The organism is Enterobacter cloacae complex sp. BZL2005, from assembly GCF_049238885.1.
Classification (GTDB): Bacteria; Pseudomonadota; Gammaproteobacteria; order Enterobacterales; family Enterobacteriaceae; genus Enterobacter; species Enterobacter roggenkampii.
The window spans coordinates 32,612-45,484 of record NZ_JBMKGI010000019.1; the positions used below are offsets into that span (position 1 = coordinate 32,612).

The following is a 12,873-nucleotide window of genomic DNA, read 5'->3' on the forward strand; positions in this document are numbered from 1 at the left end:
TCATCAACCGTCAGGTTGTCGGCAAATCGGCAAGCACCGACTTCGGCAACAAAAAAGTCACCACCTCTACAGCCATTGCTGTCAGATCGGCAGGGTCCAGCTCTGCCATTTCCTGCGCGGTCAGCGTCGGGGTGGAGATACGCGGGATCACAGTCATCATCGCGCCCACGTCCATATCCATAATGGCCTGCAGACGGGTGCCACGCAGTGCGCCTGACTGCGGCTTGCGCAGCACAATCTCGGTAATTTCAGCTTTACCGCGCATGATTGGGGTATCCAGTTTTACGGTCTTTTCAGTCAGTTTGTCGCTCATGTTCGTTTCCTGTTAATGAAATACTGACGCGGCTGCCCGCGCCGTTAAGGTTAATCAGAGGCCGAGGGCGTTGCGGTGTTCTTCCATCAGGTCCACGCCGTCAACGATTTCAACCATGTTGACCAGATCGACCTCATAGAGCACCTCACCGTTAATGGTCAGCTTCGCGTAGCTGTTGGTGCTGCTGACTTTGGTGGTGCTGCTCTCGCCGGTTTTCCACTCGCCGGAATCCACTTCTTTATGACGCCCGCGCACAACCAGCTCAACGGCCTGCACTTCGCCGGTATCGTCACGCTGAATGGAGCCGGTGAAACGCAACTGGATGCCGTCAACCGTGGCTTTGCCCATCTGCTTGAATAACAGCAGTTCGGTGCCGCCGATTGAAAATTCCGTGTCCAGTGCGCCGTCATCCAGCCCCATGTCCACGTCCACCGCACCCGGCATACCGCCGCCGCGATACTTCTCAAATTTGCGGGTGAATTTCGGCAGGGTCAGAGACTCAACGATCCCCTGCCAGTTGTTCCCGTCGTTGAACAGGTTCAGGTGTTTTAACTTGCGTGGTAAAGCCATGGTGTCCCCTTACGCGCTGACCTGGCTGGAGAAATCCAGCAGGTACTGATCGGTGATGCGCTGGCGCAGCATCAGGTTTTCAAGCGGCGGCACCGGCGTGTAGTCGTAGTCGATGGTGAGCTTCCCGGCTTTCAGGGAGTCTTTATCGTTCACTGACTCATCCAGCCAGCAGTCTGCGCCGATGATGTAGCCCTGCGTTTTCAAGCTGCGCAGCTTGGCGCGAATACCTTCGATAATGTCACGGGCCAGCGACGGGTTAAGCACGCCATCTACCGCCCACATGTGCGCTTCTGCGATGGTGTCAGCCAGCACCTGCGCTGTGCGGGTGTAGTTCTCAAAGGCAAACAGCGGATCGTCACTGAGGCAGCGGGAACCCCAGAAACGGAAGCCGTCTTTGCGGATAAGGGTGGTGACGTCATTCTGGTTCAGCAGTCCGGCATCGGTTGCGGGGTCCTGCAGATCCCAGAACACATCGGCGGAAATGCCGGTGACGCCGTTCACGCCCACGTTGGACAGGGTCTTGTGCCAGCCGGTCTGCTCGTCAATTTTGGCTCGCAGGCCGAGCGCACGGGCGGAGGCGTAAGCCGTCGCGTCTGCATTCAGCACAGTGTCAAAGTTGATAAAGTCAGGCCAGATCAGCATCCCCTCGCGCTGGCTGAAATTGTCACGGTAGGCAATTGCTTCTTCTACCGTTTTGCAGCCGTAGGCGGACAGATAGGCAAACCCGCGCAGACTCTGCGCCACGCTCAGCAGCTCAGCGGCAACCGCCTGCGTGTCGTGTCCCGGCACGCCGAGGATGCGCGGCTTGACGCCCAGCTGCGACTGCGCCGAAAGCAGCGCTTTCATGCCCGTTTTTTTACCGTCAGCAGTCACGCCGCCGATAATGTTGGAGGTGGTTTCCGCTTCGGTTTCGCCCTGCGCCACGCGCACAACCACGGTCACAGGTTTAGCCTGGTCAGCAATCGCATCAAGCGAGCGGGCCAGCGTGCCGGACTCGCCCGCCTTACCGCTGGCGGTCAACACGTCAGTCAGCAGGACCGGCTTATTGAGGGGAAACATGGACGCATCAGCATCATCGCCGGTGCAGACCATGCCCACGATGGCGGTGCTCACCGTGGTGATAGGTCGGGTGCCTTCGTTGACTTCAACAACGCGCACCCCGTGGTGGTAATCCTTAGCCATAAGGCAGTCTCTCCGGTTTGCAGGGGGTGTGCCTATGTTCTGGTTGATATGCGCGCGGCGCACGCGCCGGGCGATGTGTGGGGAATGGCACAATTGAGATTGATGAAAAATGATGGTTAGCAGTGCATTTAAATTCTTTGAAAGGTTGGTTTGGCGATTGATCAGATCGCACAATCCGGGCTGAGTTTTCTCAAAGTGATCTACTGTTTGGCGCAGCTATTTAGAGTCTATCCCATTATGTGTTCGCGCCCTGCCGTTTCATGTAATCTATATTTATTTCCCGCATGAAATTAAATGTTAATTTTGTAGTGCCAACTGAATGCCCATAGGTGTTGGGCCGCGCTATTTCTCAAAAATACAACTTGAAGTTCATTGCGTATAGACCAGACTTGAAAAAAAAACTGGAAAATGAGATGATATGTCTAATATATATAATATTGGTGTTTTACATGTTTTTTACATTTAGATTCACTTTTATATTGTTTTCTGCATTAGCAATCTCAGCATGCAATGACAGTGAAACATTTCCACAAGTTCAAAGTTCAGTTTACGATAATAGTCTTGGCCCTCTTTGCTGGCCTACGCAATTCACTAAAGAACATGATAGTCTTATCATTACTGACTACAAAAACAACCGGATTCTAGTAAATAGAAATGAAAAATGGGAAAGGACTAACCTTACCATTAATGGAGCACACTCTTTAGTTACAGACAAAAAAGGTAATTTCATAATTGATGACACTGAAAACAATAGGATAATCATTTCAACATCACTTTCGGACTCCTCTATTATAAAATACATTACATCTGTAAATGGAAAACCTCTTAATAGACCACATTCCGTTGTTGTTTCCAATGATGGATATATATATGCAATAGATGCATTGAGATTAATAAAAATAAGCAAGGATTATAAAAAAACAGCTGAGCTATGGTTCAAGCCAGGAGACCTAGGATATGCCAGGTCATTGAAAATGATAGATGGTTACTTGTACGTAATAAACTCCAGCAAGGGCGATCTAATTAAAATAAATGACTTCGATAAAAATAGTTACGAGATAATAAAAACAATTAGCCATAAAATTGATGATGCAGCTGGTTCATATGAAAGAACTGGCCCAATACTCAATGATATTGATAAATTTAAAGGGTGGTATTATGCAAGTAATTACTTTACTTCTTCTTGGTCAAAAAAAACTGATGCAGAAAGTCACAAATTAATAAGATGGAAGACATGGCATGATTTCAAAAAAGGTAATTTCCAAGATGTAAGCTACCTCCTACCAAAGGGGCAGTTACCATATTTTATTCACAATACCGGAGATTCGTTGCTACTAACAACATTCAACCACGAAAACCCTTGTAGTGGAGAAAATGGAATAGTTGTAAAGTAGTTAAAGAAGGTATCACTCCATAAATCACATGGCGAAATGTTAATTTTTTCATTCTGCCATATTTATATCCGATTAACGCGAAGGTGCAGGTTTCAGCACCTTCGCGTTATCATTAATTCGGCGTGACAGAGTCCCGGCGTTCCCCCCTCCGAAAAACAGGTGGGTTCATAAATAGAATTTACTCGCAATATGAATTGAGTGGGTTCCTATGAAAAAATCACGTTTCACTGATAGCCAGAGCTACTTTGTGATGACGGCAGCATCTGACTGCCGTCTCCAGCTTTGATGTACGCTCGCAACTCCTTACGATAATTGCTCCATGCAGTCAGCTCTGCTTTTACCGCTTCTTCCGTTGTGCCGTCGTAATCCTCATCTTGAATCTGCTCGTTTAGGGCATTAATAACAGAGGTAGCATGGTCATACTCAGATTGAGCTGTAGCGATATTTTCGGCTGTATAGTCGACAACTTGGTCTAACAGAACAGGAAGACCATCAGGACCTGGACTGATCACTTTACCTTCTGCTTGTTTAGTTAGCGCGTCCTGCCATCTCGCTTCACTAATCTCGATGAGGTCATCTGGAAGTGCAGGGTAACTAATTCCGTCAGAGTAAAACGCGTTGTTCGATGGTGAGTAATATATTTTCATTGTTACCCTCAATAACCAATCGCTAGCCAAGCAAACTGACCGGCATTAGATGCACTAGAACCAATCGCAGAAAAGAATGTAAATGAAGATTTACTGGCATCTGTATTTATCCCAAAGGTAACCACGGAGGTTGCAGACTCCGTAATGTCATTCGCTAACACTAATAACCGCTTATTAGGAAAGGCAACCGGCAATGTGATTACTCCGGTGCTATTGCTAACAGTCGCCTTCCCCCACTGGACATAAAATTCAGTTTTTACTCCTGCAATTAGCACGGGGACGGTGAAAAATCCGTTGTCAGAAGCTACGCCTTTACCTACCCCTGCTTTGGCGATATCGCCCAAACCAAGGTATTGGAGAAGTTCTGAAATATTTTTGCCACTGAGACTTGTCAGCGTGGCATCCAGTGGCTGTTTGCCTGCCAGCGCATTTGTCATGGTGGTGGCAAAGTTAGGATCATTACCCAACGCTGCAGCCAGTTCATTCAGCGTGTCCAGCGCCGCCGGGGATGATGCCACCAGTGCCGCAATAGCTGATTTCACAAAAGCAGTAGTTGCAATCTGCGTGTTGTTCACCGTTTGCGCAGCGGTGGGAGCTGTAGGAGTTCCGGTCATTGCCGGGCTTGCAAGCGGTGCTTTCAGCGCCAGCGCGTTATTTAGCGCAGTGACCACCGCCTGCACAAACGCTGTGCTGGCAATTTGTGTCGTATTGGTTCCTGCCGGCGCGGTTGGCGCTTTCGGTGTACCCGTCAGCACTGGACTTTCTTTTGGCGCATACTGAGTATGAGGGTCTGCTGCGGCAAGATGTTCCGCCATCAGGTCATCCACATACACCTTAAGCTCCAGCACCTTGTCATCCACATACTTGCGGGTTGCCAGCACCACTGCCGGGTCAATTTTCAGGGTGATATTGTCGGTGCTGCTGGTAATCAGCACCATGCGCACTGTCTGCGTACGCCCACTCCCCTCCGCCAGCTGCGGCTTGTAGCTCTCAGGGCAGTTGCCCACAGCAATCAGCGCACCTGTTTCGTCGAACAAACCAACCTCACGAATCCACCACCCGCCCTCGTTTTCGGGGATCACCTGCTCAGCAATAATCTGGCTGCTGTTCTGCGGGTCGATATACAGCATATTCAGCGCTGCACGGCGTTCCTCAGCAACTAATGCGGTCTGTTGCGCGTTAGGTGTGGGCAGCACACCGCCACCGCTGCCCACCGCCATATGGGTAATTTTCAACGGGACACCGAGTGCGGCGGCGCTTGCCAGTTTCGCCGCGCCGATATCCGTCAGCAGGGTATAAAATTTTGCGCTCATGGGTTCACTCTCATTGTGTCAATAACATGGACCGCCCCGCCCTCATATGCGGTGCCGCCGGAAATAATGGTTTCATTGATATACGGGTAGATCGTGATTTCTTCGCCGGTGTAGGTGGCTGCACCCACAAAATACGGGCCGCCTGTCTGCAGGTTGATGGACATACCAACCAGATGACGGCTGCATGGTTTGGCATCACCGATCAGGCGCTCCAGTTCCAGATAGGTTTCTTCTGTTATGCCCTGGTCCTGCACGCCAATGTCCAGGCGAAACGTGCCCGGCGTCTCGCCGGTCTGCCACCATTCAATGATGCGGATCAGAAAACCAAACGGCTCCACCACGCGCCGCACGGCGCTGGTTGTCCCCTTGTGCTGATGGATATAGAAAGCATCCTGCACCACACGGCGCTTGACGCTCTCCGTCCAGCTTTCGTCCCAGCGGTCAACGGAAAACGCCCACGCCAGATACGGCAAAAAGCTGACCGGACACGTTGCCGGGTTCCATAAATCGCGCAGCGGCACCTGCAGATCGGAAATCCCGCTGCAGGTCTGCGCCAGTCGGCGCTCAAGCGGCGATGAACCTGGCGGCAGCAGGCTATTCATCCGTGCCCCCGTTGGTTACGCTCCATTCCGTACAGGACGCCGCCTGCGTCTTATCCAGCACCACATCATCCAGCGGGGAGGCCAGCTCCACACGCTGGACGCCCTCAACGTGCAGCGCGGCATAAATGGCGCTACGGCGGATATCACGGCCCAGCCGCGTCTGGCTGGCGATGTACTTCTGCAGGCTGGCTTTTGCTGCCGCCATCACCGGCTCAGCTTCCGGCCCCGGATAAAGAAAAATCGTTGCATCCACGCTGTACGGGATTATTTCGGCGCTGCGCACCGTCAGGCGGTCTGCCACCGGGCGCACGTTCTCGCTGTTAAGCGCCTGCTCCACCACCGCCAGCAGATCAGCCCCTGCCGTACCGTCACCCTCACGACTCAGCACGGTCAGCACCACCTCCGCCGGTGCCGGACTGGTTGCGCTGGCGTCTGCCACCCGCCCGTCCGCGCTTTTAGCGTGAAACTCATAGGCCGCCGTCGGCCCCGCAACGGACAACCCCTCAAACGCAGCCGGAACACGCAGGCGCAGCGCATCATCGCTTTCCATGACGGCAGCAACCGGCGGCACCGCGTCGTTATCGGCAGGCGTTACCGTCAGGCGTTTTACGTTGTAGTTGGCTGCCAGCTGATCGAGATCGCCGCCGATGGCATATGCCACCATGACCGCCTGCGCGGCCTCGTTAATGCGCTGGCGCAAAAGGATTTCACGGTAGGTGCTTTCCTGTAGCTGTTTGGTGACGGGTTCAGATTCCAGTGCTAATGTTCGCATAACAGCCTCCTGTTCATTTGCCGGGTAAAGGGCCACAAAGGCGGCCTTGCGCTCAGCCAGCAGCGACTCAAAATCCGGCACGTCCACTATTTGCGGCGCGGGCAGCTGGGAAAGGTCAATCACTGCCATTGTCTGCTCCTGTTGATACCGAAAGGGAAACCGGCGCGCCGTTATTGCGCTGCCCGGTAAGCTCAACCACCATGGAGCCGTCAAAATTGCTGCTGATGGTGATGGAATCCAGCGTAAGCCGTGGCTCCCAGCGACTCAGCGCCACATAGACCGCAGACATGACCTGCAGGCGTAGCGCCGGGTTCTGCGGCTGGTCAATCAGGGCGGACAGCAGGGAACCATATTCCCGGCGGGCGATCCGGCTGCCCTGGGGAGTCAGCAGAATATCCCGCACTGACTGGCGCAGATGGTCAGTATCAGTAATGGCCTTGCCGTTGCCCTGGCTCATGCCGATATACAGCGTCATACCGGTCCTCCTGACGTATCGCCGCCGGACTTAACGCCGATGTGACCGTGTTTATCCACCACGATCCCGTTGGAACTCATCGCGCCGCCGCCCTGGGTGACGCCGCCATTGATCACCATCTCGCTGTTAATGCGCGTGGTGTCAGCCTCCACCACAAACTCACCGGTTTTGAGAGTGATATTGTCCGCCGCCTCGATCACCATGGATTTGATACCCCGGACATGCCACCGCCCGGTGGCGGGTTCATACTCAAACCAGCCCCCGTCCGGGTACTCCGTCACGCAACCGTCCACGGAATCCGACGGCGGCGCAAACTGATTGGAGTAGATGGCAGGCAACGCAAAAGCAGTTTCCAGATTGCCGCCCATGCTCAGCACCACCACCTGCTCATCCGGCGACGGGCACCACCATGTACGGGCACCACCGGCACGCAGTGTCAGCCAGTTAATCCAGTTGGTTTCAAGCTCGCCCACTCTCACCCGGCACAGCCAGTTTTCCCGGTCCACTTCGGTCACGGTGCCGGTGCGGATCAGGTTGGTGATAAGGCGCATGATTTCGGTCAGTTGTGCATTCATAACGAAAGGTTGCCATCAGAGGGAAAAGGGAGGCAGTGCGGGCGCTTGTACCAGCGGTGGCACAAAGATCACCCCGCCAGCCAGCGCAGCAGGGTGTCACGGGTGACGGTTTCCACTTCTTCATTCACGCCCAGCAGTCGGCGCTCTGCGTAGCGGGCCTCCGGGCCTTTTCGGCTGACGCGATCCCGCAGGCCGTAATGGTGAACACGGGCAATGCGCTGCACCTTGCCATCAAACTGCACGCTGGCGGAGTCCGCACTGGCGGTGGTTTTCAGGTATTTTGTGGTGCGAAGCCTTGCAAACATCTGACGTTTGATGCGTCCCTTCTTGCTGCGGGCAGTCACCCGGCGCGGCTCATAGCCGCTGCCGTCAGGATTACGCTGCAGCCTGATGTTCTGCTGCTGCGTCCGGCGCAGCTGTTGCGCCAGCTGCCGCATCATACGGCTGCGTGCAGCAGGCTCCAGATTCGCCAGCAGTGCCGTCAGCCAGTCATCCACCCTCTGCAGTTCATCCACGTTTCACCGTCCACATTTCTTCGGGTTCGTCCGGCTCCGGCACCGCTTCAACGCTTGACACGCTGCCGTCAGTGCTGACCAGCACGCGCTCAGTCAGTTGCAGGTTCATGCTGATATCGCACACATCGTTGCGCAGAATATCCACTTCAAAGGTGAACAGTTTTTCGCGCAGATCCGGGTTGTTGATGGCGTCCGGCTGGTTGTCACTTAGCCACAGCAGCACAGGAGCCATCAGTAGATTCTGGTCGCCGCTGAAATCCTCGATCACCACGTTCAGGGTGTAGCGGTATTCCCATGACATGGAGCTGGCACCGGTTGCCACCAGTGAGCCGTTATCAACGAAAAGGTGCAGCTTGTCCGGGTTGTCGCGGACATAAGCAACCGCTTTATTCAGGGCGCTGCGTAAGGACTGCGGTTTGTTCACTGTCTCGCTCCTGACACGCAATAATCGTGTCCACTTTGTCAGCACAGACCGCCCAGGCGGCCTCGGTTTCATCCAGCACCGCATTCAGATCGCCGTTACTGCGCGGCGCTGACCTTTCCAGGCGGCACTGCGTCACTCTGGGACAGCCACTCACGGTAAGCTGCACCTCCGGCGAGGGCCGGACGCTCCCGCAGCCGGATAATGTCAGCAGGCAAAGGAGTGTCAGCCCAGCGGCGCAAATCCTCGTTTTCACGTTTCAGTTCCTCGATCCGGTGCTGGCGGCTGCGCAGAAGTGCGGTGGTCTGTTCCGCTGCTGCATAAAGCCGCGTCTGCTCCCGGCTGTTGGTTTCGGTCAGAATGGACAGGCCGATCAGCTGGCTGTTTTTCTTCGTCAGCTCCTGCGTTTTGCTTTTCAGCGCCGCGCCCTGCGTTTCGATGGTGTGGCTGGCATTGTTAAGCCGCCACGACTGCCAGCCCAGCGCCGCAAGTGCCAGCGCCAGCACTACCGCCAGTGCACGCATCAGGCCGCCATCGGCTCATGAAGCTGCGCGCGGGCAATCTGATACAAAACCAGCGTCAGCAGGTAAAACACCAGGGTGATCACCCATCCCGAAAACGCCAGGCACAGAACAATAAGCAGCCTGATTACCCATGTACGCACGGGTTTTACGGGGTGCGCCCTGAATTTCAGCAGTGCCGCCCTGACCTCATCGCGCACACGATCTCCGGCGAACCACCCGACAGCGCACAGCGCAGCGAGCAGCCAGGCGAGGAAGCATGACACCCAGACAGACGCACCAACCAGAACCGGCGCACCGCTGCGCGGATACAGCAGGCTGATAACCAACAGCGCAGCCCATGCCAGCTGGAAAAAAACGCTCATGACTTTCTTTTTCATTCCGTTATGCTCCTTTTAAGCACCAGGCCATTTCCCGCGCGCGGCGGTTGTCCAGCCCCTGATTAAAAACACCTTTGACATATACCCAGCGCGACAGCTGATGGCAGGCATCCGCCCAGCGCCGCTGATTCAGCAACTTAACCAGCGTGGAGCTGCAGGCGTTGCCAGTGCCCACGTTGAAAGCAAACGACACCACCGCGTCATAGACCTTTTGCGGCATAGGCTGCACTACACATTTATCCAGCGCCCGCTCCACGCGCAGCACGTTGGTGATAAGCCCCTGCGCCGCCTGCCGCTCCGTGATGGTTTTGCCCGGCACCACTCCGGACGTATTGCCGATCCCGTCTGTCCACACGCCCGCGCTGCACTGATAAGGCTGCAGGCGGCATCCCTCGTAATCGGCGATCAGTTTCAGCCCCTCAACGGAGGTATGAAGCGACTGGAAACCGGGCAGCGTGGCGGCGATAGCCAGCACCGCCCCGACAAGGCAGCGCTTAACGATTGAAGGATTCATATTCCCCCCTCGAAATCTTGCCGCCACGTAACAATTTGAAAGACTGGTGTTTGTAGTACCAGTTGATAGCCAGCATCAGCACACCAATCAGTACGCCGCCAACCGTTGACGCATCCTTGAGCGACAGATCGCCCAGCCATGCCAGCAGCACGGCGATGCAGTAAGTGATAAAGGCGCTGATTCGTTCAAGCGTCATAATTCAGTCCCATAGCTGGACGGTCTGCGCCGTGGTTGACGCCGTAATGTCCGGCAGCTCCACCTGCAGCCCGTGCGGTAAAAATGGGCCGTACTCAGCCAGCCCCGGATTTGCCTGCAGAACCTGCTCAGTGACACCCTGCGTGCGCCCGTAATGACGCCAGCAAAGCGCGTCCACCGTGTCATACTGATGCGCACGCACTTTCATCAGATAAGCTCCACCGTACAGTGCGGTGCATCCTGCACCCGGCTGATAGCCCATCGGGCATCACGCCACAGATCGCCGCTGGCCTCCGCCAGCTCCTCCCCTCGCTTCATGCCTGACGCTGTGGCGTCATAGTCCTGATAACGCTCATTGAGCACGGCGCGCGCCCAGCAAAAAACAGCGTTGTGGTAGTGCTGGATACGCTCGCTTTTGCCGTCCAGCATTTCTGCGGGAACCTCAGCAAGTGTCCGCCAGCCCAGCATCTGCTGACGGTTGCGGAAGTCGAACAGCTCAGCGTTAACCTCAGAAATAGCCGTCAGCACGACCTGCTTTAAACGCGGCTGCGTCACCGTGCCGTCAGTGCGCATCACACTGCGAAACTCCGACAGGTCCACATCAGGCCAGAACGGCGTATTTTTGATGACCTCCGCCTGTTCCGGTGCCTGTTCTGGCGCAACAAACTTCATGCGGCTTTCTCCTGAATAAGTGGGCGGTGGACGGGGTTTTGATGTGGCAGTGCCTTTCGCCACCCCGTGCCGCCCGTGCGCGGGGCACGTTCTTTAGCGGCTGTCATTGCGCAGTCTGCGCTCCAGCTGCTGTTTTTCTTTTTTTACACCGCAGCGAGGATCGAGCTGCAGCGCATGGGTAAGGTGATTCAGGGCAGATGCCGGGTTGCTTTCGCTCAGTACAGAACCGATGGCTTTATGCAGGCGCGCCCGCGACTGGTCCGGCATATCCAGATCGGTTGTCAGGTCCAGCGTCTGCTGGAGCAGAACGGCATCAAAACCAGCAGCGGCAAGCAGGGCGCTTTGCGCCGCGTCTGCCATTTCTTCTGCCAGCACTGTCTGCACGTTACGGTTGCCCAGCGGCATCACCCAGCCATGGCGGAGCGCATGACGCCCGATTTCCAGCGCACCGGCATAATCACCGGCGTCGATACGCCACAGCATCACGTACATCAGCACGTCATCCTGCTGCGCACCTCCGGCAGCCAGCACGCCCTCCGCCCAGGCGGAATATTTCGGCAGCAGCTCTACCTTGATTTCCGCCTTTTTCACCGTGGACTGGACGCCCTTAAGGCGGCGGCGGTCTTCTGCCAGCTGCAGCAGCATCAGGTCATAGCCCGACGCATGGCGAACACTGCCGCCCTCACGGGCGGCCTGTTCGGCCTGAATGCGCAGGCGGTGCTGCCGTGCGGGACTCAGGCTCATGCGTTATTCCCCACCTTCCGGTGCGGCAGGCGCGCTGAAATCACCGATTTCGATGTTTTCTACCAGCGCCGCGCAGCGGTAGTCCTCGACCACATACGCCTCGTTGACGGATTCAAAGTTTTCAATCCGGTCACGTTTCGGGTTGTCGATAACAGAACGGCGGCGTGTGTCTTCCTGCCAGTAGATGGACAGGTTATCCAGACGGGTGATCAGCAGGGCATTTGCCGGGAAGTAAGGCGCGCGCACTGCCTGCAGGCCACCCATACGTTTCTGGCTGATGATCAGATCGGCGGCGATTTTCTCGCTGTTGTCCTGCTCTTTGTTGACCAGCGGGAAATACTTGTCAGACAGCAGTTCACGTCCACAGACGACAACCAGATCGTCATCATCCTGATAAACCGCGTCGATCAGCTCGTTGACGGCATCCATCACCACGGCGTCCAGGTTGGCATAGTCGCCCCCCTTACCCACCTTGACCGCGCCTGCAGTTGTTGCGCCGTCTTTTGTTGTGCTGCCCATGACGTGATCCGGCGCGTCTTCGCGGATTTTCTGCAGCCAGCCTTTATTGACGTCCTGCAGCAGCGGGTTTTCAGCACGATTGGAGGTTTTGGCGCGCTTCACGCCGTTAAAGCCGATCATGATGCGGTCCAGCGCCTGACGCTTGACGATGGCGTTGCGGATACGCACCTGGAAATCCTGGAATTTCGCCCACAGGTCCAGTTTTGGGTAGGTCAGTACCGTATCAAAGTTGGTCTGCTCGCATTTGTATTCCACGTCTTCCATCAGCGTCGGATCGGTAGGCTCTCGCTCTTTGGTGGTGGTATCGGTGGTTCCGGCAATGGTGCTGCCAACGCCCAGCCCCAGCAACTGCCCGGACTGCTCAGTGACCGGCGTGATGTTAACCAGTGTCAGGAAAGCGGCGGACTGCTGGATCTGGTCTTCCAGCGTCTGCTGCACGGACGGCTCCACGGTGAACTTACTGGAGAGTTCTTCCACCTCCACACCGTTCAGGCGCGCCAGCTGCTGCAGGTAAGCGTTAAAGGCAAAGCGGGTTTTCTTTTTCATCGG

The 12,873-nt window shown here is 55.5% G+C and carries 21 protein-coding genes; 1 reads left to right on the forward strand and 20 read right to left on the reverse strand.

Annotated features, from left to right (window positions below; translation table 11 throughout):
- Positions 1-10 precede the first annotated feature (10 nt).
- From ACOTXI_RS21880 to ACOTXI_RS21890, 3 genes are read right to left on the reverse strand one after another with little or no spacing between them, the layout of a single operon-like run.
- Complete coding sequence (locus ACOTXI_RS21880; protein WP_001528658.1) at positions 11-313, reverse strand: phage tail assembly protein; 303 nt, start codon at positions 311-313, stop codon at positions 11-13.
- A gap of 54 nt (positions 314-367) precedes the next feature.
- A complete protein-coding gene (locus ACOTXI_RS21885) occupies positions 368-883 on the reverse strand; it encodes a phage major tail tube protein (RefSeq protein ID WP_024552851.1) in 516 nt (171 codons plus the stop codon).
- A gap of 9 nt (positions 884-892) precedes the next feature.
- Positions 893-2,065 (reverse strand): phage tail sheath protein, encoded by a 1,173-nt coding sequence (locus ACOTXI_RS21890; RefSeq protein WP_103786881.1) that lies wholly within the window; start codon positions 2,063-2,065, stop codon positions 893-895.
- A 389-nt stretch (positions 2,066-2,454) separates the two neighbouring features.
- On the opposite strand from ACOTXI_RS21890, the gene ACOTXI_RS21895 reads away from it, so the two are divergent.
- Positions 2,455-3,459 (forward strand): hypothetical protein, encoded by a 1,005-nt coding sequence (locus ACOTXI_RS21895; RefSeq protein WP_126287305.1) that lies wholly within the window; start codon positions 2,455-2,457, stop codon positions 3,457-3,459.
- Positions 3,460-3,683: 224 nt separating this feature from the next.
- Here ACOTXI_RS21895 and ACOTXI_RS21900 read toward each other — a convergent pair whose 3' ends face one another.
- From ACOTXI_RS21900 to ACOTXI_RS21980, 17 genes are all read right to left on the reverse strand, one after another.
- A complete protein-coding gene (locus ACOTXI_RS21900) occupies positions 3,684-4,106 on the reverse strand; it encodes a tail fiber assembly protein (protein ID WP_023293622.1) in 423 nt (140 codons plus the stop codon).
- An 8-nt stretch (positions 4,107-4,114) separates the two neighbouring features.
- Complete coding sequence (locus ACOTXI_RS21905) at positions 4,115-5,419, reverse strand: phage tail protein (RefSeq protein ID WP_103786883.1); 1,305 nt, start codon at positions 5,417-5,419, stop codon at positions 4,115-4,117.
- Positions 5,416-6,021 (reverse strand): phage tail protein I, encoded by a 606-nt coding sequence (locus ACOTXI_RS21910; protein ID WP_102063550.1) that lies wholly within the window; start codon positions 6,019-6,021, stop codon positions 5,416-5,418. The genes ACOTXI_RS21905 and ACOTXI_RS21910 overlap by 4 nt, the downstream gene beginning before the upstream one ends.
- The gene (locus ACOTXI_RS21915) at positions 6,014-6,922 is read right to left on the reverse strand and encodes a baseplate assembly protein (RefSeq protein WP_103786884.1); all 909 of its coding nucleotides are present in this window, start codon (positions 6,920-6,922) and stop codon (positions 6,014-6,016) included. The genes ACOTXI_RS21910 and ACOTXI_RS21915 overlap by 8 nt, the downstream gene beginning before the upstream one ends.
- Positions 6,909-7,268, reverse strand: coding sequence for a GPW/gp25 family protein (locus ACOTXI_RS21920; RefSeq protein ID WP_023306992.1), 360 nt, complete (start codon positions 7,266-7,268; stop codon positions 6,909-6,911). Before ACOTXI_RS21920 ends, ACOTXI_RS21915 begins: the two co-directional genes overlap by 14 nt.
- Positions 7,265-7,843, reverse strand: coding sequence for a phage baseplate assembly protein V (locus ACOTXI_RS21925; protein ID WP_103786885.1), 579 nt, complete (start codon positions 7,841-7,843; stop codon positions 7,265-7,267). Before ACOTXI_RS21925 ends, ACOTXI_RS21920 begins: the two co-directional genes overlap by 4 nt.
- 68 nt (positions 7,844-7,911) lie before the next feature.
- Entirely contained in the window at positions 7,912-8,358 is a 447-nt protein-coding gene (locus ACOTXI_RS21930; protein ID WP_103786886.1) for a phage virion morphogenesis protein, read from the reverse strand.
- Positions 8,351-8,782: a phage tail protein gene (locus ACOTXI_RS21935; protein WP_103786887.1), complete on the reverse strand. Its 432-nt coding sequence runs from the start codon at positions 8,780-8,782 to the stop codon at positions 8,351-8,353. Before ACOTXI_RS21935 ends, ACOTXI_RS21930 begins: the two co-directional genes overlap by 8 nt.
- Positions 8,745-8,993 carry an Rz1-like lysis system protein LysC gene (lysC, locus tag ACOTXI_RS21940; protein ID WP_223151184.1) on the reverse strand — a complete coding sequence of 83 codons (249 nt, stop codon included), beginning with the start codon at positions 8,991-8,993 and terminating at the stop codon, positions 8,745-8,747. Before lysC ends, ACOTXI_RS21935 begins: the two co-directional genes overlap by 38 nt.
- Complete coding sequence (gene lysB, locus ACOTXI_RS21945) at positions 8,878-9,306, reverse strand: Rz-like lysis system protein LysB (RefSeq protein WP_164928070.1); 429 nt, start codon at positions 9,304-9,306, stop codon at positions 8,878-8,880. The genes lysC and lysB overlap by 116 nt, the downstream gene beginning before the upstream one ends.
- A complete protein-coding gene (locus ACOTXI_RS21950; protein ID WP_126287303.1) occupies positions 9,303-9,680 on the reverse strand; it encodes a DNZ54_00345 family protein in 378 nt (125 codons plus the stop codon). Before ACOTXI_RS21950 ends, lysB begins: the two co-directional genes overlap by 4 nt.
- Before the next feature lie 4 nt (positions 9,681-9,684).
- Positions 9,685-10,194 (reverse strand): lysozyme, encoded by a 510-nt coding sequence (locus ACOTXI_RS21955; protein ID WP_080154439.1) that lies wholly within the window; start codon positions 10,192-10,194, stop codon positions 9,685-9,687.
- Positions 10,175-10,390 (reverse strand): HP1 family phage holin, encoded by a 216-nt coding sequence (locus ACOTXI_RS21960; RefSeq protein WP_000171565.1) that lies wholly within the window; start codon positions 10,388-10,390, stop codon positions 10,175-10,177. The genes ACOTXI_RS21955 and ACOTXI_RS21960 overlap by 20 nt, the downstream gene beginning before the upstream one ends.
- 3 nt (positions 10,391-10,393) lie before the next feature.
- Entirely contained in the window at positions 10,394-10,597 is a 204-nt protein-coding gene (locus tag ACOTXI_RS21965; RefSeq protein WP_000868184.1) for a tail protein X, read from the reverse strand.
- On the reverse strand, positions 10,597-11,061 hold the full coding sequence (locus ACOTXI_RS21970) for a head completion/stabilization protein (RefSeq protein WP_103786888.1): 465 nt from the start codon (positions 11,059-11,061) through the stop codon (positions 10,597-10,599). The genes ACOTXI_RS21965 and ACOTXI_RS21970 overlap by 1 nt, the downstream gene beginning before the upstream one ends.
- A gap of 93 nt (positions 11,062-11,154) precedes the next feature.
- A complete protein-coding gene (locus ACOTXI_RS21975; protein WP_103786889.1) occupies positions 11,155-11,805 on the reverse strand; it encodes a terminase endonuclease subunit in 651 nt (216 codons plus the stop codon).
- Positions 11,806-11,808: 3 nt separating this feature from the next.
- Positions 11,809-12,870 (reverse strand): phage major capsid protein, P2 family, encoded by a 1,062-nt coding sequence (locus ACOTXI_RS21980; protein WP_103786890.1) that lies wholly within the window; start codon positions 12,868-12,870, stop codon positions 11,809-11,811.
- Between the last annotated feature and the right edge of the window lie 3 nt (positions 12,871-12,873).

Coding starts and splice junctions, on each gene's coding strand:
- ACOTXI_RS21880 (WP_001528658.1), bottom strand. CDS start 313: ATGAGCGACAAACTGACTGAAAAGACCGTAAAACTGGATACCCCAATC.
- ACOTXI_RS21885 (WP_024552851.1), bottom strand. CDS start 883: ATGGCTTTACCACGCAAGTTAAAACACCTGAACCTGTTCAACGACGGG.
- ACOTXI_RS21890 (WP_103786881.1), bottom strand. CDS start 2,065: ATGGCTAAGGATTACCACCACGGGGTGCGCGTTGTTGAAGTCAACGAA.
- ACOTXI_RS21900 (WP_023293622.1), bottom strand. CDS start 4,106: ATGAAAATATATTACTCACCATCGAACAACGCGTTTTACTCTGACGGA.
- ACOTXI_RS21905 (WP_103786883.1), bottom strand. CDS start 5,419: ATGAGCGCAAAATTTTATACCCTGCTGACGGATATCGGCGCGGCGAAA.
- ACOTXI_RS21910 (WP_102063550.1), bottom strand. CDS start 6,021: ATGAATAGCCTGCTGCCGCCAGGTTCATCGCCGCTTGAGCGCCGACTG.
- ACOTXI_RS21915 (WP_103786884.1), bottom strand. CDS start 6,922: ATGGCAGTGATTGACCTTTCCCAGCTGCCCGCGCCGCAAATAGTGGAC.
- ACOTXI_RS21920 (WP_023306992.1), bottom strand. CDS start 7,268: ATGACGCTGTATATCGGCATGAGCCAGGGCAACGGCAAGGCCATTACT.
- ACOTXI_RS21925 (WP_103786885.1), bottom strand. CDS start 7,843: ATGAATGCACAACTGACCGAAATCATGCGCCTTATCACCAACCTGATC.
- ACOTXI_RS21950 (WP_126287303.1), bottom strand. CDS start 9,680: ATGAAAAAGAAAGTCATGAGCGTTTTTTTCCAGCTGGCATGGGCTGCG.
- ACOTXI_RS21955 (WP_080154439.1), bottom strand. CDS start 10,194: ATGAATCCTTCAATCGTTAAGCGCTGCCTTGTCGGGGCGGTGCTGGCT.
- ACOTXI_RS21960 (WP_000171565.1), bottom strand. CDS start 10,390: ATGACGCTTGAACGAATCAGCGCCTTTATCACTTACTGCATCGCCGTG.
- ACOTXI_RS21965 (WP_000868184.1), bottom strand. CDS start 10,597: ATGAAAGTGCGTGCGCATCAGTATGACACGGTGGACGCGCTTTGCTGG.
- ACOTXI_RS21970 (WP_103786888.1), bottom strand. CDS start 11,061: ATGAAGTTTGTTGCGCCAGAACAGGCACCGGAACAGGCGGAGGTCATC.
- ACOTXI_RS21975 (WP_103786889.1), bottom strand. CDS start 11,805: ATGAGCCTGAGTCCCGCACGGCAGCACCGCCTGCGCATTCAGGCCGAA.
- ACOTXI_RS21980 (WP_103786890.1), bottom strand. CDS start 12,870: ATGAAAAAGAAAACCCGCTTTGCCTTTAACGCTTACCTGCAGCAGCTG.